This is a genomic window from Pumilibacter intestinalis, from assembly GCF_943193005.1.
Classification (GTDB): domain Bacteria; phylum Bacillota; class Clostridia; order Christensenellales; family Pumilibacteraceae; genus Pumilibacter; species Pumilibacter intestinalis.
In genome coordinates this window covers 82,377-105,415 of record NZ_CALPCH010000004.1, presented here as the reverse complement: position 1 = coordinate 105,415, position 23,039 = coordinate 82,377, and the positions used below count along the sequence as shown (strand labels likewise).

The window sequence follows — 23,039 nt, the reverse complement described above, 5'->3', positions numbered from 1 at the left end:
AGTATTTGAACTTAAACACACCCGAATCCAAATGCGCATTTTGCGGCAAAGAACAGTCGCAGGTGGTGGAACTCGTATCCGGTCCTACAGGAGTGTATATTTGCGACGGTTGCATAGGTATTTGCAACGAGATACTCTCGGGCAGGATAAAGAAATCCGCCGAACGCGCCGCCGTGAAACTGCCTTCGCCCGAGGAGATAAAAAAAGAGCTCGACGAATATATAATCGGGCAGGACGTGGCGAAAAAGGTGCTCAGCGTGGCGGTATACAACCACTACAAGCGCATTAACTACAACGCCGCGCACCCGCTCAAGGGCAAGGGCGCAAAACGCGATATAGAGCTTAAAAAGAGTAATATTCTTATGCTCGGTCCCACCGGTTGCGGAAAGACTCTTTTGGCTCAAACATTGTCTAAAATTTTGGACGTTCCTTTTGCCGTTGCCGACGCGACTACGCTTACCGAAGCGGGGTACGTGGGCGAAGACGTGGAGAACGTACTGTTAAAACTGATACAAAACGCCGATTACGATATAGAGCGTGCGCAACGCGGTATTATATACGTTGACGAGATAGACAAAATATCCCGCAAGAGCGAAAACGTGAGCATAACGCGCGACGTGTCGGGCGAGGGCGTGCAACAGGCTCTCTTGAAGATAATAGAGAGCACCGTTGCGAGCGTGCCTCCGCAGGGCGGAAGAAAGCACCCGCAACAGGAATGCCTTACCATAGACACCACGAACATACTGTTCATATTCGGCGGCGCGTTCGTAGGGCTGGATAAGATAATTTCCAAACGCGCAAACGCGGCTTCGCTCGGGTTCGGCGGCGAAATCGTTTCCAAAACCGAAAAGGACTCGGCGCAGTGGCTCAAAGACGTTCAGCCGCAAGACCTCATACAGTACGGGCTTATTCCCGAATTCGTGGGCAGAGTGCCCGTAACCGTCAGTCTTAACGACCTCGACAGCACTGCGCTTGTGGAAATACTCACAAAGCCGCGCGACGCTCTCACCAAACAGTATAAGAAACTTTTGGAGATGGACGGAGTGGAGCTTGTGTTCACCGACGACGCCGTGTCGGCTATAGCCGAAAAAGCCATAGAGCTTAAGACGGGCGCGAGAGGGCTTAGGGCAATCGTGGAAAACTGCATGCTCGACGTTATGTATAAAGTGCCCACCGATAAGACCATAATCAAAGTGGTTATAGACAGGGAGTGCGTAGAAAGCGGAATAATGCCCGACCACATAATGCGGGCGAGGGAACGTGCGTCTGCTTAATCGCATATAAATATAGGAAACTCTTGAAAAGGAACCGAATATTCGGTTCCTTTTATGATATAAAGTGAAAACACGGTGAATAAATTTGACCGAAAAACCGCTTGTATGTTTTGCTCCGATATGATATAATATATTTGTGGAGATATAGCTATGGACGAAATGACTTATAACGATTTGACCAAAAACGGAATTCCTCCCATTAAACCGGCTTTCAAAACCATAGTTTTGAGAGGCGTTGTGGTTTTTCCCGGGCAAACCGCCATGTTTGACCTCGGGCGCGACAAATCGGTGGTTGCGCTCAACAAAGCGGTGGAGAGCAATCAGGAAATATTTTTGGTTGCGCAAAAACACGCCAATTCCGCAAATCCCGCCCCTAAAGATATTTACAAGGTGGGGTGTTTGGCAAGAATTAAGCAGATAACCAAATTGCCCAACGATACGTTCCGCGTGATAGCGCAGTGCACCAAGCGCATGGAGATTGAAAGTTTTTCGAGCATAACTCCTTATTTCGAGGCGGTGCTCAAAGAATTCACCGCCCGCCCGAGCGAGGATATACTCGTTGAAGCGGTAAAGCGCAGACTTTCCGAACAGCTCGAGAAATTCAAAAAGCTTGATAACAAGATGCCCGCCGAAGCCGTGCGCTCGCTCGACGTAAACGACGTGCGCTCGTTCGTGGGCGCAATGGGCACGTATTTGTACAAAAGCGACGGAGAAAAGCAAAAACTTTTGGAAACTCCCGACGAGTACAGTCAGCTCGAAGATATATATACCGTTATGGTGCGCGAATGCGAAATAATGGCGGTGGAAAAGAAGATTAACGTAAAAGTTCGCGAAAACATCGATAAAAATCAACGCGAATATTATTTGCGCGAGCAGATAAAGGCGATACACGACGAACTGGGCGAGAACGCCGACGAAATAGAAGAATACCGCGCCCGCGCCAAATCGCGCGAACTTCCCGAGGCGGTAAGCGCAAAGATAGAAAAAGAGCTTTCGCGCATGGAGAAAATGAACCCCACTTCGCCCGAGGCGGGAGTGAGTCGCACGTATATAGAGTGTTTGCTCGATTTGCCGTGGAAAGAGGAGTCGGACGACAATCTCGACTTGGAGAGGGCGCGTAAAATTCTCGACGAGGACCATTACGGGCTCAAAAAGGTTAAGGAAAGAATAATAGAGTATCTTGCGGTGCACAAACTCACCAACGACCTCAAAGGTCCCATACTTTGTTTCGTAGGTCCTCCGGGCGTGGGCAAAACCTCGGTTGTGGCGAGCATAGCGAGAGCATCCGGGCGCAAGTTGGTTTCCATGAGTTTGGGCGGCGTGCGCGACGAAGCGGAGGTGCGCGGACATCGCCGCACCTATATAGGCGCGTTGCCGGGCAGAATAATAAGCGGCATGAAGCAAGCCGAGGTGATAAATCCCGTGTTCTTGCTCGACGAGATAGACAAAATGTCGTCCGATTTTCGCGGCGACCCCGCCTCTGCTATGCTCGAGGTGCTCGACCCCAACCAAAACGGCGAGTTCAAAGACCATTATCTCGAAGTGCCGTATAACCTCGGCAAAGTTATGTTCGTAACCACCGCGAACACGCTCGACACAATTCCCGCTCCGCTTTTGGACCGAATGGAAGTGATTGAGCTTTCGGGGTACACCTACGAAGAAAAATTGCAGATAGCGAAACGCTATCTCGTGCCCAAACAGCTCGAAGCCAACGGCTTGAACGCTCAAACGGTGAACATTCCCGACGCGGTGCTGTTGCACATAATATCGGGTTACACGCGGGAGAGCGGCGTTCGCAACCTCGAGAGGGAAATAGGCACGGTGATACGCAAGATAGCCGTTAAAGTGGTTGAAAACGGGATTTCCGTTCCTCAGCATTACGACGTAACAAAAGCGGATATAAAACAGTATCTCGGCGTAATAAAATATCACGACAACCGCAAAAACGAAGCGGACGAGTGCGGGCTTGCCACCGGTCTTGCCTGGACGAGCGTGGGCGGAGTTACTCTAAGCATAGAGGTTGCGGTAGTGCCCGACGGCAAAGGAGAAATAATACTCACGGGCAGTTTGGGCGACGTAATGAAAGAGTCGTGCCGAACCGCGCTTACGCTCGTGCGCTCGCGGGCGGCGCAGTACGGCATACCGCCCGAGATGTTCAACAAATACGATATTCACATTCACGTGCCCGAAGGCGCAACGCCCAAAGACGGACCGAGCGCGGGCATTACCATGGCTACAGCCGTATTGAGCGCGCTCAGCGGCAAAAAGGTGGACCGCAACGTGGCAATGACGGGCGAGGTGACTTTGCGCGGCAAGGTGCTCGCCATAGGCGGATTGAAAGAAAAATCGCTCGCGGCGTTCCGCGCGGGCGTGAAAACTCTCATAATTCCGTCGGAGAACCGCAAAGACGCCGACGAGCTTCCGCTCGAGGTAAAGAAGAACGTAAAAATAATATGCGCGGACACCGTAGACGACGTGTTTGCCGCCGCGCTCGTATAAAAGGATACAGATGAAAATAGTTTCCGCGGAATTTATAACAAGCGTTGCCGCGCTCCCCAAATACAAGGAAGCGGCGGAGCGTTACGACTGCCCCGAGGTGTGCGTTGTGGGGCGTTCCAACGTGGGCAAGTCAACCTTTATAAATTGCGTGACGGGAAGAAAAAAGCTCGCGAAGGCGTCCGTTACGCCGGGCAGAACAAGGCTTATAAACTTGTTCGACCTAAACAAAGGCTCTCTCGTGCTCGCCGATTTGCCGGGCTACGGCTACGCCGCCGCGCCAAAGTCGGAGCGGGCGAAATGGGCGGAGCTTATAGAAGGGTATCTTACCTCGTCGGTTAAGCTCAAGCGTGTGCTCGCGCTCGTGGATATCAGGCACGAGCCTACCGCTCTCGACAAGCAGATGCTCAAATATCTTTTCGTTTGCGGACTGCCGTTTACCGTGGTTGCCACAAAGTGCGACAAACTTTCCAAATCGCAGATAGGCAAAGCGGTGCAAACCGTGGCGACTTCGCTTTCCGTGGGGCGCGATAATATAATCGTGTTCTCGGGCGTAAGCGGAGAAGGAAAAGCGCAGGTGGAAGAACTGTTTGAAAATATAGCGCAAAGCGAGTAACGCAATTGACGCCTTCCGCATAAATATATCCGAACGGATATATCGAGGGAGGCTTTTTATATGGCAAACACGTTGAGAGCGGGGCGCATAACGGGCGACCCCGCGGCGGGACTTTGCGAGCGCATGTGCATCGAGGTTAAAAGGGTGTTCGACGGTTGCCGCGAAAGCGTGAGCAATCAAAATTTCACGTTGGAGCTAAACGGAATACCGCCGCAAGCCGTTCCGCCGCTCACCTTTATACGCGCCGAAAGCCACGGAAACGCAGTGTTCACGCTTTCGGACGAAGAAAATCTCGCGAACGGCAAAACCTGCTTTTCGGGCGAGGTTTCCATACCCGTGATAGTTACCTTTGCCGACTCGCTCGGCAACAGGTATACAGCTACGAGTAACGTGAGATTTTTCAGAGAGTTCGCACTCGGAACTCCCGCAAATTCCATCGTGCCGTATTCGTTGGAGGTTTTCGTTGCGTTTTTGAGCACTATAGGAAACTTTATAAGTCCCGCGGCGGTGTCGGTTAACGCGTGCTACGTGCTCATAGCCAAGGTTATCGTGCCCACCGATATCCTCGTGCCCACATACGGGCGTTGCGTTTATCCCGATTGCACCGACTGCGGAGAAAACACGTGCAACGCGTTTTTGGGGTTGCCGCTCTTTCCCGATTGACCGAAAACAAATTGCTCGATACTCTTGCGTTTTTCGGTCGGAAATGCTATAATGTTTTTATGAAAGTTTTTGCAATCGGCGACCTTCACTTGTCGGGTAACAATCCAAAGCCAATGGATATATTCGGAGCTTCGTGGGCTAACTATCTCGAGGAGATAGAGGCGGACTGGCGCGACAGGGCGGGCGAGGACGACGTGGTTCTCATAGCCGGCGATATAAGCTGGGCGATGAACCTTGCCGACGCAAAAACCGACCTCGATTACATATCTTCTCTTCCCGCCAAAAAGGTAATGATACGCGGCAATCACGACTATTGGTGGAAATCGATAGGCGCGGTGCGCTCGTCTTTGGGGAGCGGAACTTACGCGGTGCAAAACGATTGCTTGCGCATAGGCGAACTGCTCGTGTGCGGCAGTCGCGGTTGGACAACCCCCGAAAGCTCGGGCGGCGCGAGCGCGGAAGACAAAAAGATTTACGCCCGAGAAATTCAGCGCGTAACGCTGTCGCTCGAGGCAATGAAAAAGATGAGAAAAGAGAATGACCGTGTTGTAACGATGATACACTTTCCGCCCTTTAACAGCCGTTTCGAAGCGTCGCCTTTTACGCGACTGTTCGAGGAGTACGGCGTGGATTTCGTCGTATACGGGCATTTGCACGGTAATCCCGGCAGAATGTGCTTTAGGCGCGAAATAAACGGCGTGAATTATTTTCTCACCTCTTGCGACCTCGTGCGCAACAAATTGGTGTATATAACGGAAATTCAGACCTGAAACAAAAAAAACGCGCTTCGCAATTACAGTAATTCCCATAGGGAATATAATAAAACGCAAATAAAAAGATTTAGACATAGCGTTAAGCTGTGCCTTTTCTGTACTTTTTTTCGTGGACGAACTAGGATATGTTTTATATTTCCCGCAAAATTCAATCGGTTGCGCTCTTTCATTTTTCGTGATATAATAATTGTACGATAAACAGTAATTTGGCGGAGAGAAAAATGAACGATATATTGGTATTTTCGGAAAGAGCGGAATTCCGAAATTGGCTAACTGAAAATTGTCTTTCTACCGATGGCGTTTGGCTTTTGTTTGGTAAGCACGGCAATCCGAAAACGATTAAAGCAGACGAAGCATTGGAAGAAGCCCTTTGCTTTGGTTGGATTGACGGACAAATGCAAAGCATTGATAACAATACCTATAAAAAGTATTTTTCTATGCGCCGAGCGAACTGCAAGTGGTCGGAGAAAAACAAGACTTTGGTAAAAGTTCTCGAAGAACGGGGACTTATGACTGACTTCGGCAGAAAGAAAATCGAGGAAGCAAAACAAAACGGACAATGGTATGCCCCGAAACCTGCGGCGGTTACGGAAGAACAAATTGCCGCGCTTGCCGAAATTTTGAAAGCCTATGAGCCTGCTTATACAAATTTTTCGGCAATGTCATTATCGGTAAAGAAAACGTATGTAAAAGCATATTTAGATGCCAAAACGGACACGGGGCGCGAAAAGAGAATTGCGTGGATGGTAGAACGGCTTAATAAAAATCTAAAACCGATGTAAGATAAATTTCAATTTATCTTTCTAAAAGGTTTGTAGTAAAAAGCTCTCGAACGATATGTTCGAGAGCTTTTGTCCTTGCTTGAAAGTATAACTCTTAATAATTTAGTTTTTTAATTCCCTATGGGAAGTGCGCTTTTGCAGAGCGCGATTTTTTATATTTTATTTGGCGGCGATAATTTCTATTTCCACCAGTGCGCCGAGCGGAAGCGCGGATACCGCAACGCATGAGCGGGCGGGAGGTGCGGACGAAAAGAATTTTGCGTACTCGGCGTTAACCTCCGAAAACTTGCTCATATCGGTTATAAAAACCGTGGTTTTAACCACGTTTGCGGCAGTCATACCCTGCGCCGACAGCAGAGCCTCTATATTTTTGAGCACTCTTTGAGTTTGCGACGCGAAATCGTCGCCGTCGAGTTTGCCCGTTTGCGGATTTATGGCAATCTGCCCCGAGAAAAATACGAAATCGTTTGTTTCGATACCCTGCGAGTACGGACCGATTGCTTGCGGGGCGAGCGGAGTGTTTACCGTTTTGCGAATTGCGTTTGCTTTGTTTTGTAAGTTCACCTTTTTTTACCTCGTTTAAGATTTTGCGTGAGCGGGGAATTGTTCGTGCGGCAGGATATCGAAGCCGTTTTCTTTGAGCTTGCGTATAACTTTTTCGCCGTGTTCGAAACCGCTTAACTCGCAACCGATATGCAGTATTGTTTCGTTAAGACCGAGTTCGGTGCTCATGCGGTCGTACTGAACGGATATAACGTTTGCTTGCTCGCGGGCGAGAATACTCGATACCTTTTCCAAACTGCCCGGTTTATCGGAAAGCACGAGTGAAAATTTCATTTGTCTGCCGCGGCTTACAAGACCTTTTTCGATTATTTTATGTATAAAGCCCACGTCTATGTTGCCGCCCGAGAGCACGCACGCGATTTTTTTACCGTAAAGTTCGTCCGACTTTTGCATGAGCGCGGCGGCAAGACTGGTTGCGCCCGCGGGTTCTACCACTTGTTTTGCGCGTTCGAGCAGCTGTATTATCGTTGAGGCTATTTCGTCGTCGGTTACCGTAAATATGCCGTCGGCGTATTCGTTTATTATTTTTGTGGTTATAACGCCCGGATTTTTTACGGCTATGCCGTCGGCTATGGTGTAAACGCCGCTTGTGCTTACGTGCGATTTACTCAAATAGCTTTGCCTTATCGCGTCGGCGCGTTCGCCCTGAACTCCGTATACTTTGAGTTTGGGGTTAATTTGTTTTGCGGTGAACGCAACTCCCGCGAGCAAACCTCCGCCGCCCGCCGGCACTATTACGGCGTCGAGGTCGGGCATTTGCTCCATGAGTTCGAGCGCAACCGTTCCCTGACCCGCGATAACTTCTTCGTCGTCGAAAGGGTGTACGAACAGACCGTTCTTTTCTTTTGCAATCTCCAACGCTTTGTTGTAGGCGTCGTCGTAACATTCGCCGCTGAGTATTACGTTCGCGCCGTAGTTTTCGGTTGCGGATATTTTGGCAATCGGAGTGGAAAGCGGCATTATTATATAAGATTCCAGTCCGAGCTTGCGAGCCGCGAACGCCACGCCTTGAGCATGGTTGCCCGCGCTCGAAGCGACTACGCATTTCGCGCTTTTTTCGTCTGCTATTTTGCTTATCTTGTTGTATGCTCCGCGCACCTTGAACGAGCCTGTTTTTTGTCTGTTCTCGCACTTGAGAAATATTTGCGCTTTGGCGGCTTTGGAGAAGGTTTCCGAATATTCGAGCTCGGTTGTGTGCGTTACGCTTTCGAGTCGCTCTTTGGCTTTGTATACGTCTTGCAGAGTCATTGGTATTACCGTCCGAAATATGTTTACGTATATGATATTACATAGCGACTTAAAAGTCAATCGCATTTATGTAAAATAGCTTGGAGTGGGCGCGGAAAAGTAAAATAAATAAAAAATTCAAAAAAAATGCGATAAAATGGGCAAAAGTGGTTGATTGTGGGCAAATATTGTGATATAATATACAGGTAATGAACGGTGAATGCCCGAAATGGGCGTTTTGCGGTTTATAACGGAAAACTGCCTCGGGGCAAAGGAGGGCAAACGCGTGTATTTCGGAGAATATCGGCATCAGATAGACGAGAAAGGCAGAATAAGAATTCCGCCCAAGCTCAAAGCTCAGCTCGGCGAAAATCCTTTTATTACGCGCGGTTCCAACAATTGCCTTATCGTGCTCCCGGAGAAAGACGCGGTGCGCATATTCGACGAAAAGTTTCGCTCTCTCGACCTGCTTGACCCCGTAAACAGCAAATCGGTTCGTCTTATGGCGTCGAGCGGATTTAAGGCGGAAGAGGACAAAGCGGGCAGAATACTTTTGCCGCAACATCTCATTCGCCACGCCAAACTTTCCAAAAACGTAGTAACCATAGGCGCGTACAACCGCGTGGAAATATGGAGCGAAGAAAACTGGAACGCCTATTCGGATATAGGCGACGAAGAGTTCGACGAGTGCCTTAAAACGCTTCCGGATAAGCGCGGAGATAAAGCCGATGAGTGAGTATCATATACCCGTAATGCCGGTCGAGTGCATGGAAGCTCTCGCGGTGGGCACGGGAAAACTGTATTTTGACGGAACTCTCGGCGGAGGCGGACACACGAGCGAGATACTCAAACGCGGCGGCAGGGTGATAGCTACCGACAGGGATATGGAAGCCATAGACCACTCGCGCATGAGATTGTCGCAGATATCCGAATATAACGGAAGATACACGCTCGTGAAAGACAATTTCAAAAACGTGCTCGAGGTGCTGAAAGCGCACGAAGCCGACTCGATAGACGGCGCGATACTCGATTTGGGTATATCGTCGCATCAGGTAGACGAAGCTCTTCGCGGGTTCTCGTATAACGGCAACGGTTTGCTGGATATGCGAATGGACCGCGACCAATATCTTTCGGCAATGACGGTGGTTAACGAACGCACCGAAGAAGAACTTTCGAGAATAATCTACACGTACGGCGAAGAGCGTTTTGCCCGCAAGATTGCCAAAAGCATATGCGAAGCGCGTAAAAAATCGCCGATAGAAACAACCAAACGCCTTGCCGATATAGTCAAGTCTTGCGTGCCCGAAAGCCGAAAGGGCGGGCATCCGGCAAAAAAGACCTTTCAGGCGATAAGAATAGAGGTAAACAACGAGCTGTCGGGACTCGGCGAAGCGATAAGCGATATCGTGAGCGTGCTCAAGCCGGGCGGACGGATAGCGGTGATATCCTTTCATTCGCTCGAGGACAGAACTGTGAAGCAAACGTTCAGGACTTTGGCGAGCGATTGCATTTGCGACAAATCGTTGCCGGTGTGCGTGTGCAATCACAAAGCGAGCGTAAAGCTCGTGGGCAAATACAAACCCTCCGCCGCGGAGACGGCGAGCAACTCGAGAGCGCAGAGCGCGACGCTCAGAGTTGCGGAAAAATTATAACAACCGCGCGAGTCTGTAATATTCGGAGTTTAAGGAGCATAAAAATATGGTAACTACGAGAAGAAGAATAACGAACGAGCAAGACAGGTTCGGCGGCTACGGACTTTCGCCCGCGCAAAAATCGGTTACTTTCGAGGAGGAAACCGAAACTCCCGCGGCGCAGAGAGAGAACCGCATTTCTTTCCGAACAACTACGGACGAGCCGTATTTCGGCAACGAGAACGCCACAAAGTACAGCGTTGACGACCGCGCTCTGTTCACCGAACGCGAAACGCGCAGAGAGGTGCGCACGGCGGAAGAGGAGCAGCCCGTAATCGAGTATTCGCAACGCCCGTATTTCGGCACTTTCGGATACGAAAAGACGGTTACCGCTCCCGCTCGCGTCAAGAAATCGCGCAAGCGCGAAAAAGAGGACGTAATGCCGAGCATACGCACTCGCGCTTACGCCAAAGAGCAGGAAAAGGAACAGCCAGCACCGCGCGAAAAAACCCGTATTTCGGGCAAAGGCAAAGTTGCGCTTTTGGTATACGCGGCGGCAGTAGTGATACTCGCCGTAATGGTGATTGCAACGGGACTTGCCGTAAGCAGCATCAACGCAAGCTCCGCAAGTCTGGAAAACGAGATAGCCGCGAAAAACGCCCGCTTATCGGAACTTAACGCCGAAATACGCGAATACACAAATCTCGACAAGATAACGGGCGCGGCGATAAACAACGGCATGGAAAAAGTGGAAGGCGCAACCGAGGTGGAACTTTTGCCCACCGAGTCGCCGACGGATTACGAAGGAAGAACGAATTGGTTCGATAAATTTTGCGACTTTCTGAGTAATATCGTCGGAGGCTGACCCGCCATTGAATAACGTTCCCAACAGCACTGTAACTACACGAAAGAGGTTATTGGTATTGATAATATCGATAACCTTTTTATTTTGCGCTCTTTTGGGCAGACTCGGATACCTGCAACTCGTTGCGGGCAAAGATTTGCAGGCTCGAGCCGCGGAGCAGTGGTATCGCGACTTGCCGCTCAAAGCGCCGCGCGGCAAGATAACCGACTCGAGCGGCGCGGTTCTCGCCGATAACAGGGACGTTTACGGAATTTACGTGCGCCCCAACGCCGTGCGCGACGCCTCTGCGGTTGCGTCGGTACTCGGCGGGCATCTCAATTTGTCGGTGGATAAGCTGTACGAGAAAATAACCACGTCGCGCGTGAGCGAAATTACAATAGCGCGAGCGGTGGAAAAGACCGTTGCCGAGTCCATACGGGCTAACAATCTCGACGGCGTGTATTTCACTCTCGACTCAGAGCGTTACTATCCCGCGTCAAACTATCTCTCGCAAATACTCGGATTTACCAATATAGACAACGTGGGGCAGAACGGACTCGAGGGCTACTATAACGCCTATCTCAAGGGCACGGACGGATTTGCGTACACGGCAACCGATATTAAAGGGCACGAGCTTGAAAACAACGTAACCAAATACGTGCCGGCTATCCCCGGCTGTGACCTCACGCTTTCAATAGACTTAAACATTCAGTCGTTTGCCGAAACGGCGGTGTCGGAAGCCCTCGCGGACCACAACGCCAAAGGCGCGTCTATGATAGTTATGGACTGCAACACGGGCGGCATTGTGGCAATGGCGAGCGCACCCGGTTTCGACCTCAACGAGCCGCCGCGTGACGATATACACATGCTTAACGCGCTTAGCAAAAACAAGATGATAGTGGACGTGTATGAACCCGGCTCCACGTTCAAGATATTCACTACCGCCGCCGCGATAGAAAACGGCGCGGTGAGTTCGTCCGATAGGTTTTTCTGCGGCGGTTCGCGCCTTGTGGACGGGCAGAAAATAAAATGCTGGCGGAGCAAAGGTCACGGCTCGCAAGACCTCGGAGAAGGGGTTAAAAACAGTTGCAACTGCGTGTTTATGGACCTTGCGCTAAGGCTGGGCACCGATAAACTCTACGAGGGTATAAAGAGTTTCGGGTTCGGCAGTAAGACCAACATAGACTTTTTCGGCGAGAGCCGAGGGCTTTTGATGCAACAGTCGGCGGTTAAAACCGTAGACCTTGCGCGTATAGGTTTCGGGCAGGCGGTTGCCGTAACGCCTTTGCAACTCGTTACCGCGGTTTCGGCGGCGGTAAACGGCGGCACGCTCTACGAGCCGTATTTCGTGTCGCAGGTAACGGACTACTCCGGCAAAACGATATATACGCGCGAGCCCAAAGAGGTAGGCCGCCCCATATCCGCGAAAACTTCCGAACTGCTCAGAAACATGCTGGAAAAGGTTGTGAGCGAGGGCGGCGGACACAAGGCGGGCGTGAAAGGATACCGCATAGGCGGCAAGACGGGCACTGCGCAAAAGTATGAGAACGGACACATAGCGCAGGGCAAATACGTTTCGAGTTTCGTGGGATTTGCGCCCGTGGAAAATCCCCGTTACGTGCTCGCCATGATTGTGGACGAACCGGGCGGATACATGTATTACGGCAGCCTTGTCGCCGCGCCGTATGCGGGCAAAGTGTTTGAAAAAATATTCGACTATACGGCTCTCGCGCCGTCTGCAAGCGGCGAGATTACCGAATACGTAAATATGCCCGACGTAATGGGTATGAGCGTAGAAGAGGCCGTAAAGCTGCTTAACGGGCAGGGCTTCAGTGTTGAAACGGACGGCGAGGGCGAAAACGTGACCTCTACCGTGCCGATTGCGAACACCCGAACGGAAAAGGGCGACGTTGTGCTTTTGAGAACTTGAAAATTGCGGAAGGAAATTTTATGAAACTCGGAAACTTGTTGAAAGGGTACGATTGCGGCAAATTCGCCGATACGGAAATAAGCGGAATAAGTCATAATGCGAGCGAGGTTAAAAAAGGCGATTTGTTTTTCTGCCTGCGCGGCAGTGCTTTCGACGGACACGACTACGCCGAGGTTGCGGCGCAAAACGGCGCGGCGGCTATAGCTTGCGAACGGAGCGTTAACTTAGAATGCCCGTGCGTAACGGTGCCGTCGGCTCGCAGAGCGTTGTCGGAAGCTTGCGCCGCGTTTTTCGGAAATCCCGACCGCGAAATGAAAACTTTCGGCATAACGGGCACGAACGGCAAAACGACCACCTCGTACGTGCTCGCCGAAATACTGCGCGAAGCGGGCGAAATAGTGGGGCTTATAGGCACCAACTGCATACGCTACTGCGGAGTTTCCAAACCCGCCAAACTTACCACGCCCGACCCTTACGAGCTTTATTCCGTCATGCGCAAAATGAAAGACGCGGGCGTAACCGCCGTTGTAATGGAGGTGTCCGCCCATGCGCTCGAGCTCGATAAAACCCGCGCCACGCTTTTCGACGTTGCGGGATTTACAAATCTTTCCCGCGACCACCTCGACTATTTCGGAGATATGCAATCTTACGGCAAAGCCAAAGCCAAACTTTTCGATAAGCGCGCTTCTGTGTGCGCGGCTGTGAACGCCGACGACGAGTTCGGAAGGGAGCTTTTGCGTTCCGCGAATATTCCCGTTTTGGCATACGGCGTTAAAAACCCCGCCGACGTGTTCGGCATAGAGCTTAAAATGAGCGCGGAAGGGCTCGAATACGTAATAAACATAGAGGACGATATAGGCGAAGTGAAATTCGCGCTTCTCGGCAGATTTAACATGTATAACACGCTGTGCGCGGCGGCAATGGCGCACCTTGCGGGCGTGAGCACCGAGCACATTTTGCGCGGAATACGTTCGCTTAAGAGGGTAGACGGCAGATTTAACGTAATAAACGCCGCTCGCTTCAGCGTAATTATAGATTTCGCGCATACCGACGACGGACTTGGGAATATAATAACTTCGGTGAGAGAATTCGCGCGTAAGCGAATAATCACCGTTTTCGGCTGCGGCGGCAACCGCGACAAAACCAAACGTCCCGTGATGGGACTGCTTGCGGCAAGCATGAGCGACTTAGTCGTTATAACGAGCGACAATCCCCGCGACGAAGAGCCCGAAGATATAATATCGGACGTGTATGCGGGCGTGCCGGAGAATAAAAGAAAAAGCGTTTACCGCGAACCCGACAGGCGCGAAGCGATAAAACTTGCTTTTAACCTTGCCGAAGAGGGCGACATAGTGATAGTAGCGGGCAAGGGCGCGGAAAAATATCAGGAGATAAAAGGCGTGAAATACGACTACAACGACGAAGACTATATTATGCGGTTATTGCAAAGCGGTGAAATACAATGATAAAAATTCTCAGTGCGGCGATTGTGGCTTTTTGCGTGTGCGCGGCTGTTATGCCGCTCGTTATAATGCTCGGCAAAAAGCTCAAAGTGCGCCAAACCATACTTTCGTATGTGGACAACCATATAAGCAAGAGCGGAACGCCCACCATGGGCGGCATAGGCGTTATGATTGCGCTTACCGCGGGCTGTCTGATATTCGGCGGCGGCGACAACAAGCAAATGCTCGTAACGCTGTTCGTAACGCTCGGTTACGGCGTGATAGGCTTTATAGACGATTTCATAAAGGTATTTTTCAAGCAGAACAAGGGGCTCAGTCCCATTCAGAAAATACTGTTTCAACTGCTTATAGCCGTTATAGTATCGGTGTTTGCGTATAACAACGCGCTCATAGGAAGCGTGGTGTATGCGCCGTTTACTCTCAAAGAAATAGACCTCGGCATTTTCGCCATACCGCTTTTTATGACGGTGTTTATCGCGTTTACCAATTCGGTGAACCTCACCGACGGACTGGACGGACTTGCGGGTAACGTGTCGGCTAAGTACACCTTTTACTTTGCCGCCATAATCGCGCTCGCGGCGTTTGCGGCGGGCGACGGACAAGCCGAAAACGAATACGCCAATTTGATAATTTACTGCGCGTCTCTCGTGGGTGCGCTCGGCGGATTTTTGTGTTACAACTGTTACCCCGCAAAAGTGTTTATGGGCGACACCGGCGCGCTCGCGCTCGGCGGAGGTTTGGGCTGTTTGGCGGTAATGAGCAGATTGGAGCTTGTCGCGCCCGTAATAGGCATAATGTTCGTTGCCGCGAGCGTTTCGGTTATATTGCAGGTAACCTATTACAAAGCCACCAAAAAGCGAATTTTTCTCATGGCTCCGCTTCATCACCATTTCGAGCGCAAGGGCGTGCACGAGAACCGCATAGTCACGGTGTACGGAGCGATAACTTCGGTTGCGGGACTGCTCACGGTGATTATAACGGCGTTATCGGTATTGTAAGTCATATCCGCGCGTTTTCCGTCATACTATTAGGTGGACAACTTTTCGGAGGACAGCGGATACATGAAAGATTTTGCGGGTAAAAGAGTGCTCGTTGCGGGGCGCGGAATAAGCGGCGCGGGCGCGTTCGAGGCCCTCTCGGGGCTGGGCGCGATATGCGCTTACACCGACGAAACAAACATAGCGTCGTTCGGCGCGGATTTGATTGTGGTAAGCCCCGGCATAGAAACCAATCAGCCCGTTTTTACATACGCGAAAGAAAACGCGATACCGCTTATAGGCGAAATCGAACTCGGTTACCTGTTGTGCGACAAGCCGATTATAGCCATAACGGGCACAAACGGCAAAACCACGGTAACGCGACTTATAGGCGATATATTCGCCGCGGCGGGTCAAAAAGCGGCGGTGTGCGGCAACATAGGCAACTCGTTCTCGCTTGCCGCGTATAAGGGCGGATACGACGTTGCCGTAACCGAGGTGTCCAGCTTTCAGCTCGAAACCGTGGATAAGTTCCGCCCGCGCATAGCGGTGATAACGAACATATCGCCCGACCACCTAAACCGACACAAAACCATGCAGGCATACTGCGCGGCAAAGCGAAACATTGCGAGAAATCAAACCGAGGAAGATTTTCTCATTCTCTCGCAAGACGATATCCCGCTTTACGCTCTCGAAAATTTCGCGCCCAAAGGAAAGACTCTATACACCTCGGTGCGCGGCAAACTCAAAGGGGCGTATTTATTTGGCGGCGATATTTACTACATGAGCGAAAAAGTCTGCTCCGCCGACAGGGTGCGGCTGGAGGGCGAACACAATATGAAAAACGCGCTTGCGGCGGTGTGCGCGGCAAAGATATGCGGAATAGACAACGCGGCTGTTGTATCGGCGTTAACCTCTTTTAAGCCCGACGCTCACAGGCTCAAACTCGTTGCGCGAATAAACGGCAAAAACTACTACAACGATTCAAAGGGCACGAATATAATGGCTTCGGTGTGCGCCGCCGAGTGCATGTGCGGCGATACGTGCATGATAGTGGGCGGGAGCGACAAAGGCTACGAATACGACGAACTGTTTTCACGCCTGCCCGAAACGGTGGTGAGAGTTGCGGCGGTGGGCGAAACGGCGGACAAGGTGAAAGCCGCCGCCGACAGGTGCGGGCGTTGCACGGTGGAAACTTTCAACGATTTTGCCGAGGCGTTTTATTGGGCGAAATCGGGCGGCGAAGAAAACGTGTTGCTCAGTCCCGCTTCGGCGAGTTTCGATATGTTTTCTTCTTACGGCGAGCGCGGAGAAGCGTTCGAACGGTTGGTGCGCGATGCGGCTGAAAAATAGATTGGGCGAAGAAAAACTTCGCGGCGAATACGATTTCATACTCACCGCCGTTACCGTACTGCTCGTTTTGTTCGGCGTGGTAATGGTGTATTCCGCAAGCAGTTACAACGCCGAAGTGAATTACGGCAATAAATATTTCTATATGTACAAACAGCTTTTCGGCGCGGTGATGGGCTTTGCCGCAATGATTGCGCTGTCGTTCGTGGATTATCACGTGCTCGGAAAACTGCGTTACGTAATTCTCGCAGTGTCGGTCGCGCTGTTGCTTCTCGTGTTCGTGCCGGGTATCGGCATAGAAAGCTACGGCGCGCGCAGGTGGATAAATCTGCCGTTTTTTACAATGCAGGCGAGTGAAATAGCCAAATTCGGTTTCATTATTTTCGCGGCGGCTTACATGGCGAAACACCACAAAAAAATGACGAGCTTTGCGGGCATATTGCCCGTGCTCGGAGTGGGCGGGCTTATATGCTTGCTCATAATTTTAGAGCCCAACATGTCTATCACCATATGCGTGGTGCTTCTCATGTTTGCAATGCTTTTCATAGGCGGAGCGCGTATAAAGCATTTCGTGATACTCGCGCTTCCCGTGATAGCCATGGTTCCGCTTCTGATTATTGCCGAACCGTACAGACTCAAGCGCATGCTCGCGTTTATAGACCCGTGGGCTTCTCCGCTCGGAGAGGGATATCAGCTCATACAGTCGTTTTATTCGCTCGGAAGCGGCGGACTGTTCGGGCTCGGGCTTTTCAATTCCCGACAAAAATACTTGTTTTTGCCATTTTCGGAAAGCGATTTTATATTCAGCATAATAGGCGAGGAACTGGGGCTTGTGGGTTGCGGCGTAGTAATGTTTGCGTACGTGCTGTTGATTGCCCGCGCGGTGCGCATAGCGCAAAACAGCACCGACAGGTTCGGGTGCTATCTTGCGAGCGGAGTGGCTTGTATCGTAGCCATTCAGGTTATAGTTAATATCGCCGTGGTTACGGGTTCGATACCGCCCACGGGTTTGCCGCTACCGTTCGTCAGTGCCGGCAGCAGTTCGCTTATCGTTTTTTGCTCGGGAGTCGGAATTTTGCAAAGCGTTTGCAGACGAAGCCATAAACCTGTTAAACGCTTTACTCGCAAGTAAGAATATTCCCGCGGCGAGAGCTATAGCGGTGTCGGGCACGAGGAAAAGCGCGTTGTAGGTAGTGCTGTATGCCCACGCAGTCGCGCCGGTGAGGTCGCCCACCCAACCCATAAAGTCTATGCCGTTCGCCCAAAAGAGCACTCCGGCAAGGGTGTGGGAGAAAAGGCGGACAATAAAGTATACGGCCGTGCCGATGAAAAATCCCGCGTGCGGTGCGAGCGGATTTTTGCCCGCGGCAACCGCCTCTGCGTATTTGGCGCGTTTGAAGGAAAAAATCCCTACGAGCGACAGCGCGAGATAGGGGAAGAAATAATCGAGCAACGCACTCCAAGGCGACACTATGTACGGACCTTGAATCAGCTGTAACAGCATAAACACAGTGGAAACGGTAAGCCCTTTTCTGAACCCGAAATAGTAGCAGTATATTAGCATGGGCAGTGTGGAGGCGGCTGTTATAGAGCCGCCGTAGGGCAGGGAGAAGAATTTTACGTACGAGAGGGCGAACGATGCCGCTATGCAAATCGCGCCGTAAGTGAGGTCGCGCGTTTTCAGCTCGAACTTGTTGCCGCGCCTGCGCTCAATCAGCGAAACAACCGCGATAATTCCCGCAATCACCGCAAGCGTAGCTACGATGAGAAGCAGCACTTGCCACCACGGAATGCTTACTCCGTCCCAGTAATCTTTGTCAAACAACTTATACCTCCTTGTATTACCAAAGCTCGTATAAAAAAACGAACCGTCCGCTGTGTCGAACGGTTCGTTTGCCTATAAAATTGCATGAAAAAGATTTACAATCGGCAAGCTTCCCTACGCGAGTACTAACTCACAGGTTCAAAGGGACCAACGGTTTGCACCGTTATCTCAGCGGCAGCTTTATGCAGCGCCCCCAGCGGTAATATCAGCTATAATATAAACGCATTTTGCGGTATTGTCAAGCGATTTTTCGCAAATAGTCGAAATTACGTTGATATTTTCTTGCTTAAACCGTGCCGATGGAGTATAATATTTTAATATGGCGTATATCGGACGAACTTTCAAATATATGTTCGGAGCGTTTTGGGCACTTGCGCTCGTGTGTCTGCCGGCGGCTGTCGCGCTCGGTATTTTCACCAAGCCCATGGCGTCGGTGTCTTATCTCGTGACCTACGCGGAAACAAACGTGAGAGGTTTTACCGATATACTGTGGCTTGTGTTCAATAGGTACGCCACGGTTAAAGTTTATCCGCTCGCGTTGGTGTTCGTAACTCTCGTGTTTTGCTCGTCGCTTTGCATGTCTATAGTGGAAAAACATTTCCGAGTGGGCAAACTCATGCTTCGCGCACCGTTAAAGCAAATCAACAATTACTTTTTGCCCGTGCTCGTAACTTACGTGCTCCTTACCTTGGTTATCACGCTTTACGGATTTATTCAGTCGGGCGTTATAGCGCTTTTGCACGTTGCGATTAGCGGGTGGGGATATCCCAACGCTTTCAACGTAGTGCTTGCAGCGGTTGTGAGTTTGGGATTGTTCGTGCTCGCGGTGTTTGTGTTTTGTTCCGCCATGTATTGGACTCCCATGATGGTTATATACGGCTTTTCGTTCCGCGACGCGGCGGCGTCATCTTTTAGACTGCTCGACGGCAAGACGGGCGGCATACTCATCGGACTTCTTACGCCCTTTCTGATTGTGGCTGTTGCGGGCACTTTGCTGTCTTTTGCGGGCAACGTATACGTGCGTTGCGCCGTGGGAGTGTTGCTGTATTTGTTTTTGATAGTGTACGTGATATCGTTTATCATGGTTTCCATGTTCGGGCTTTCGGGCATGGAACGCAGAGATATAAAAAGTTACTCGGGGGGAAATTACGGTGGCGTTTAAGAACGCGCTCAAAATGATAATATCCAAATTCGGGCTTATGTGGGTGATACTTTTGTATCTTCTCATCACGGGAGTTTTGGTGGTGAGCCTGAGTTTGCCGTTTGCCGTGCCGCTCGTTCGCACGTTCGAGGAGGCGGGGATAGGCAAACTTATAGCCGAATTTTTCACGAGTTTTACCTCGGGCGGCGGCGTAAACGCGTGGTTCGATAAGTTTTACGCGGTAATTCTCGCGGTAAAGAACAGCATACTTACCGATAAAATCGCGGCGTTCAATACGGGCGCGCTCGTGTTTTTCGTGTTTATATTTGCGTACAGGTTTATTCTCGGGCTTTACGAAATACCGCTCGTAACCGTTCTCGAGGGCGCGATGTCGTCCGACGCCCGCATAGGTTTTACCGGAAGATACGTTTCGCGCATAGGCAAGTCGTGCAAGTTCGTTTTGGTGAAAATGATATACACCGTGCTTTTCGACTTTGTGATATTTTTCGCGTTATACCGCATGTTCGATTTGTTTTCCGTGCCCGTGCTCAAATTTTTCGCGCCGTTTATAATTATGGCGGCGGTGCTCGTTATGCTCGGCATAAGATACACGCTTATAGCTATGTGGGCGCCCGACGTAGTACTGCGCGAGCGCGGCATATTCAAAGCGTTCGGATTTTCGGTAAAGTGCGCGTTTAAGCATTTCGGAAGCGTGTTTTCCACTTTTTTGTTTGCCTGGACTCTCATTATTGCCGTAAACATGCTTGTGGGGCTGTTCACCTTCGGCGCGGGGCTGATACTCACCGTTCCGCTCTCTTTGCTTTTCGTGAACGTGCTCAATATGACCGTTTATTACGGAAAGAACGGCAGACGGTATTACACCGACTCCGCAACGGTGGTTACTCCGCCCATAGTGGAAGAAGAAAAATAGCGATTTATTTTATAACGCGCACTCTTACAATGTTGTCGAGTTTGCGTATCTTTTCCACCGTTGCGGCGGAAATCTCGTCGTCGAGGTCTAAGAGAGCGTAAGCCATTGCGCCGCCCGACTGAGAGTTGAAGCTCGATATGTTGATGTTTTCCTTTGCGATTAAGTCGCTTACCGACGATATCACGTTTTTCACGTTTTTGTGGAATACGGCTATGCGCATTTTACCCGTTCTCGAACTCGAGCAGTTGGGGAAATTGACGGAGTTTGTGATGTTTCCGTTTTCCACAAAGTCCACGATTTCGCGAGCCGCCATGCGAGCGCAATTGTCTTCCGCTTCTTCGGTGCTCGCGCCGAGGTGGGGTATGGTTATAACGTTATCCACTCCCAAAAGTTCTTCGCAGGGGAAATCGGTAACGTAGCGATTGAGTTTTCCGCTCTTGAGCACGGCTGTAACGTCGGCGTTTACGGCGAGTTCGCCGCGAGCGCAGTTTATAAGACTTGCGCCGTCTTTCATTTTGCCGAGAGTTTGGGCGTTTATCATGCCCTTTGTGGAGGGCAGATAGGGAATATGCAGGGTAACGAAATCGCTTTTTGCGAGCAGAGCGTTAAGGTCGGTTTCCTTTTGCACGTTGTGATTTAAGTTCCACGCCGCGTCTATGGAAATATAGGGGTCGTAGCCTATAACTTTCATGCCGAGCTCCACCGCGGCGTTGGCTACGAGCCTGCCTATTGCGCCCAGACCCACAACGCCGAGAGTTTTGCCGAGTATCTCGCCGCCCGCAAACGCCTTTTTGCCGCTCTCCACGAGCTTGGGCACTTCGTCGCCTTTGCCCGCAAGCGTTTGAGCCCACTTTATTCCGTCGGTTATCTTTCTGCCGCAAAGAAGAAGGGCACAAATTACGAGTTCTTTCACGGCGTTCGCGTTCGCGCCGGGAGTGTTGAACACAACTACGCCTTTTTCCGCGTATTCGCTCACGGGTATGTTGTTTACGCCCGCGCCCGCTCTACCAACGCACAGCACCGACTCGGGCATATCGTATCCGTGCATATCGTACGACCGCAACAATACGGCAACAGGTTCTTTGCAATCTTTGGAGAGGTTGTATCCGTGCATATCGAATATTTCGTTTACAACTCCGCTGATTTCGTTTAGTTTGAGAACGTTTTTCATATTAGCTCCTTTTATTTGTTGGCTTTTTCGAACTTAGCCATAAACTCGATTAGCTTTTTTACGCCTTCAACTGGCATGGCGTTGTAAATCGACGCTCGCATGCCGCCCACAAGGCGATGACCTTTGAGCGAAAGCAGTCCCTCTTTCGCCGCCTGCGCAACAAATTCTTTGTCGAGGTCTTCGCTCGGTGTAACGAAGGGCACGTTCATGAGCGAACGGTACGGTTTTTCCACGGAGTTTGAGTAGAAAGCGGAGTTGTCTATAAAGTCGTAAAGCATAGCCGCTTTTTCTTCGTTGATTTTTTGTATCCACTTAACGCCGCCGTTTTTCTTGAGCCAACGGAACACCTCCATCGCCACGTAAGTGGAAAAGCAGGGCGGAGTGTTGTATAAACTCTTTTCTTTGATTTGCGTGCTCCATTTCATCATGGTGGGGCATATCGGGTTTGCAAGGTCTTGCAAATCTTTGCGCACAATAACTATGGTTACGCCCGCAGGTCCCACGTTCTTTTGAGCGCCCGCATACAGCACGCCGAATTTCGATACGTCTATTTCCTGACTGAGTATGCACGAAGAAATATCGCCCGCGAGCGGAATGTTGCCCGTGTCGGGGATTTCGGAGTAGCGCGTGCCGAATATGGTGTTGTTGTAGCAAATGTGCACGTAGTCGGCGTCGGGTCTGAACATACTCTTATTAAGCCGAGGTATGTAGGTGAAGTTTTTGTCCGCGCTCGACGCCGCTTCCGCCATATCTCCGTATTTCTTGGCTTCTTTGTAAGCCTTGCCCGAAAAGTTGCCGGTTACCACGTAGTCGGCTTTGCCGCTCTTGTGAATATTGAGCGGTATCGCTTCGAACTGCATGCTCGCGCCGCCTTGAACAAATATGATATCGTAATTTTCGGGCACGTTCATCAGTTCGCGCAAACTCGCTTCCGCTTCGTCGTTTATGGCTTGGTACGGTTTGGAACGGTGACTCATTTCCATGACCGACATACCCGTGCCTTCGTAGTCGGTAAGACCTTGCCGAACTTTCTCGAGTACCTCTAACGGGAGCATGCTCGGACCTGCCGAAAAATTGAAATTTCTCATAAAGATATCTGACCTCCTTGTTTCTATACATTATACATAAATCGTGTCGATTGCGCAAGCGATTTGTGTGTTTAGCCGAAAACAAAATCGGGCTTAAAGGGCGCGCAATTTAAGAATTTTGCAAAAATGCGGCTTTTTTGCATATTCAACGGGCAAAAAATCGAAAAAACGCACATTATTGTATTAAAAAAGTGCGATTTTGCCCCGAGTCGTTATTGACTTTATGAAAATAATAGTTTATAATATTATATGATATACTATCATTAGCTGTGTAATTGTACACTGTTGCGCGT

The 23,039-nt window shown here is 50.6% G+C and carries 21 protein-coding genes and 1 riboswitch; of the genes, 16 read left to right on the top strand and 5 right to left on the bottom strand.

The genetic code is table 11. The features are described from left to right. Window positions 1-5: 5 nt before the first annotated feature. From clpX to NFR55_RS03115, 6 genes are all read left to right on the top strand, one after another. On the top strand, window positions 6-1,274 hold the full coding sequence (gene clpX, locus NFR55_RS03140; RefSeq protein ID WP_251546151.1) for an ATP-dependent Clp protease ATP-binding subunit ClpX: 1,269 nt from the start codon (window positions 6-8) through the stop codon (window positions 1,272-1,274). 150 nt (window positions 1,275-1,424) lie between these two features. Next, entirely contained in the window at window positions 1,425-3,773 is a 2,349-nt protein-coding gene (gene lon, locus NFR55_RS03135) for an endopeptidase La (RefSeq protein ID WP_251546149.1), read from the top strand. 10 nt (window positions 3,774-3,783) lie between these two features. Further along, window positions 3,784-4,386, top strand: a complete 603-nt coding sequence (gene yihA, locus NFR55_RS03130) for a ribosome biogenesis GTP-binding protein YihA/YsxC (RefSeq protein WP_251546147.1) — start codon at window positions 3,784-3,786, stop codon at window positions 4,384-4,386. A 60-nt stretch (window positions 4,387-4,446) separates the two neighbouring features. Further along, window positions 4,447-5,049, top strand: a complete 603-nt coding sequence (locus NFR55_RS03125) for a hypothetical protein (protein ID WP_251546138.1) — start codon at window positions 4,447-4,449, stop codon at window positions 5,047-5,049. Between the two features lie 59 nt (window positions 5,050-5,108). Next, window positions 5,109-5,819: a metallophosphoesterase gene (locus tag NFR55_RS03120; protein WP_251546135.1), complete on the top strand. Its 711-nt coding sequence runs from the start codon at window positions 5,109-5,111 to the stop codon at window positions 5,817-5,819. A 224-nt stretch (window positions 5,820-6,043) separates the two neighbouring features. Continuing rightward, entirely contained in the window at window positions 6,044-6,604 is a 561-nt protein-coding gene (locus NFR55_RS03115) for a YdeI/OmpD-associated family protein (protein ID WP_251546133.1), read from the top strand. Window positions 6,605-6,763: 159 nt separating this feature from the next. Here the strand turns inward: NFR55_RS03115 and NFR55_RS03110 are convergent, their stop codons facing one another. Next, complete coding sequence (locus NFR55_RS03110; protein ID WP_251546131.1) at window positions 6,764-7,168, bottom strand: RidA family protein; 405 nt, start codon at window positions 7,166-7,168, stop codon at window positions 6,764-6,766. A 15-nt stretch (window positions 7,169-7,183) separates the two neighbouring features. Beyond that, complete coding sequence (gene ilvA / locus NFR55_RS03105; RefSeq protein ID WP_251546129.1) at window positions 7,184-8,416, bottom strand: threonine ammonia-lyase; 1,233 nt, start codon at window positions 8,414-8,416, stop codon at window positions 7,184-7,186. Between the two features lie 199 nt (window positions 8,417-8,615). Here ilvA and mraZ point away from each other — a divergent pair, with 199 nt between their 5' ends. From mraZ to ftsW, 8 genes are read left to right on the top strand one after another with little or no spacing between them, the layout of a single operon-like run. After that, window positions 8,616-9,131, top strand: coding sequence for a division/cell wall cluster transcriptional repressor MraZ (gene mraZ / locus NFR55_RS03100; protein WP_251546127.1), 516 nt, complete (start codon window positions 8,616-8,618; stop codon window positions 9,129-9,131). Then, window positions 9,124-10,047, top strand: a complete 924-nt coding sequence (gene rsmH / locus NFR55_RS03095) for a 16S rRNA (cytosine(1402)-N(4))-methyltransferase RsmH (protein WP_251546125.1) — start codon at window positions 9,124-9,126, stop codon at window positions 10,045-10,047. The genes mraZ and rsmH overlap by 8 nt, the downstream gene beginning before the upstream one ends. Before the next feature lie 46 nt (window positions 10,048-10,093). Then, window positions 10,094-10,891 carry a hypothetical protein gene (locus NFR55_RS03090; protein WP_251546123.1) on the top strand — a complete coding sequence of 266 codons (798 nt, stop codon included), beginning with the start codon at window positions 10,094-10,096 and terminating at the stop codon, window positions 10,889-10,891. A gap of 58 nt (window positions 10,892-10,949) precedes the next feature. Beyond that, window positions 10,950-12,800: a penicillin-binding transpeptidase domain-containing protein gene (locus NFR55_RS03085; RefSeq protein ID WP_251546121.1), complete on the top strand. Its 1,851-nt coding sequence runs from the start codon at window positions 10,950-10,952 to the stop codon at window positions 12,798-12,800. 20 nt (window positions 12,801-12,820) lie between these two features. After that, window positions 12,821-14,266: a UDP-N-acetylmuramoyl-L-alanyl-D-glutamate--2,6-diaminopimelate ligase gene (locus NFR55_RS03080; protein WP_251546119.1), complete on the top strand. Its 1,446-nt coding sequence runs from the start codon at window positions 12,821-12,823 to the stop codon at window positions 14,264-14,266. Continuing rightward, window positions 14,263-15,261: a phospho-N-acetylmuramoyl-pentapeptide-transferase gene (mraY, locus tag NFR55_RS03075; protein ID WP_251546117.1), complete on the top strand. Its 999-nt coding sequence runs from the start codon at window positions 14,263-14,265 to the stop codon at window positions 15,259-15,261. Before NFR55_RS03080 ends, mraY begins: the two co-directional genes overlap by 4 nt. Before the next feature lie 33 nt (window positions 15,262-15,294). Continuing rightward, the gene (gene murD, locus NFR55_RS03070; protein WP_251546115.1) at window positions 15,295-16,593 is read left to right on the top strand and encodes a UDP-N-acetylmuramoyl-L-alanine--D-glutamate ligase; all 1,299 of its coding nucleotides are present in this window, start codon (window positions 15,295-15,297) and stop codon (window positions 16,591-16,593) included. Then, window positions 16,577-17,722 (top strand): putative lipid II flippase FtsW, encoded by a 1,146-nt coding sequence (gene ftsW / locus NFR55_RS03065; RefSeq protein WP_251546112.1) that lies wholly within the window; start codon window positions 16,577-16,579, stop codon window positions 17,720-17,722. Before murD ends, ftsW begins: the two co-directional genes overlap by 17 nt. Here ftsW and NFR55_RS03060 read toward each other — a convergent pair. Continuing rightward, entirely contained in the window at window positions 17,606-18,415 is an 810-nt protein-coding gene (locus tag NFR55_RS03060; protein ID WP_251546110.1) for an energy-coupled thiamine transporter ThiT, read from the bottom strand. The genes ftsW and NFR55_RS03060 overlap by 117 nt on opposite strands. Window positions 18,416-18,509: 94 nt before the next feature. Further along, a riboswitch (TPP riboswitch) is annotated at window positions 18,510-18,620 on the bottom strand. A 114-nt stretch (window positions 18,621-18,734) separates the two neighbouring features. On the opposite strand from NFR55_RS03060, the gene NFR55_RS03055 reads away from it, so the two are divergent. Next, the gene (locus NFR55_RS03055; RefSeq protein ID WP_251546108.1) at window positions 18,735-19,577 is read left to right on the top strand and encodes a hypothetical protein; all 843 of its coding nucleotides are present in this window, start codon (window positions 18,735-18,737) and stop codon (window positions 19,575-19,577) included. Next, window positions 19,567-20,487: a hypothetical protein gene (locus NFR55_RS03050; protein ID WP_251546106.1), complete on the top strand. Its 921-nt coding sequence runs from the start codon at window positions 19,567-19,569 to the stop codon at window positions 20,485-20,487. The genes NFR55_RS03055 and NFR55_RS03050 overlap by 11 nt, the downstream gene beginning before the upstream one ends. Window positions 20,488-20,491: 4 nt before the next feature. Here NFR55_RS03050 and NFR55_RS03045 read toward each other — a convergent pair whose 3' ends face one another. Further along, the gene (locus NFR55_RS03045) at window positions 20,492-21,658 is read right to left on the bottom strand and encodes a 3-phosphoglycerate dehydrogenase family protein (RefSeq protein WP_251546105.1); all 1,167 of its coding nucleotides are present in this window, start codon (window positions 21,656-21,658) and stop codon (window positions 20,492-20,494) included. An 11-nt stretch (window positions 21,659-21,669) separates the two neighbouring features. Next, window positions 21,670-22,746: a 3-phosphoserine/phosphohydroxythreonine transaminase gene (gene serC / locus NFR55_RS03040; protein ID WP_251546103.1), complete on the bottom strand. Its 1,077-nt coding sequence runs from the start codon at window positions 22,744-22,746 to the stop codon at window positions 21,670-21,672. Between the last annotated feature and the right edge of the window lie 293 nt (window positions 22,747-23,039).

Bases quoted from the DNA above. Each gene is read 5' to 3' on its own strand.
- mraY (WP_251546117.1), top strand. From the start codon at position 14,263: ATGATAAAAATTCTCAGTGCGGCGATTGTGGCTTTTTGCGTGTGCGCG.
- mraZ (WP_251546127.1), top strand. From the start codon at position 8,616: ATGCCCGAAATGGGCGTTTTGCGGTTTATAACGGAAAACTGCCTCGGG.
- NFR55_RS03125 (WP_251546138.1), top strand. From the start codon at position 4,447: ATGGCAAACACGTTGAGAGCGGGGCGCATAACGGGCGACCCCGCGGCG.
- ilvA (WP_251546129.1), bottom strand. From the start codon at position 8,416: ATGACTCTGCAAGACGTATACAAAGCCAAAGAGCGACTCGAAAGCGTA.
- yihA (WP_251546147.1), top strand. From the start codon at position 3,784: ATGAAAATAGTTTCCGCGGAATTTATAACAAGCGTTGCCGCGCTCCCC.
- NFR55_RS03090 (WP_251546123.1), top strand. From the start codon at position 10,094: ATGGTAACTACGAGAAGAAGAATAACGAACGAGCAAGACAGGTTCGGC.
- lon (WP_251546149.1), top strand. From the start codon at position 1,425: ATGGACGAAATGACTTATAACGATTTGACCAAAAACGGAATTCCTCCC.
- NFR55_RS03120 (WP_251546135.1), top strand. From the start codon at position 5,109: ATGAAAGTTTTTGCAATCGGCGACCTTCACTTGTCGGGTAACAATCCA.
- NFR55_RS03080 (WP_251546119.1), top strand. From the start codon at position 12,821: ATGAAACTCGGAAACTTGTTGAAAGGGTACGATTGCGGCAAATTCGCC.
- NFR55_RS03055 (WP_251546108.1), top strand. From the start codon at position 18,735: ATGGCGTATATCGGACGAACTTTCAAATATATGTTCGGAGCGTTTTGG.
- NFR55_RS03115 (WP_251546133.1), top strand. From the start codon at position 6,044: ATGAACGATATATTGGTATTTTCGGAAAGAGCGGAATTCCGAAATTGG.
- serC (WP_251546103.1), bottom strand. From the start codon at position 22,746: ATGAGAAATTTCAATTTTTCGGCAGGTCCGAGCATGCTCCCGTTAGAG.
- NFR55_RS03045 (WP_251546105.1), bottom strand. From the start codon at position 21,658: ATGAAAAACGTTCTCAAACTAAACGAAATCAGCGGAGTTGTAAACGAA.
- ftsW (WP_251546112.1), top strand. From the start codon at position 16,577: ATGCGGCTGAAAAATAGATTGGGCGAAGAAAAACTTCGCGGCGAATAC.
- rsmH (WP_251546125.1), top strand. From the start codon at position 9,124: ATGAGTGAGTATCATATACCCGTAATGCCGGTCGAGTGCATGGAAGCT.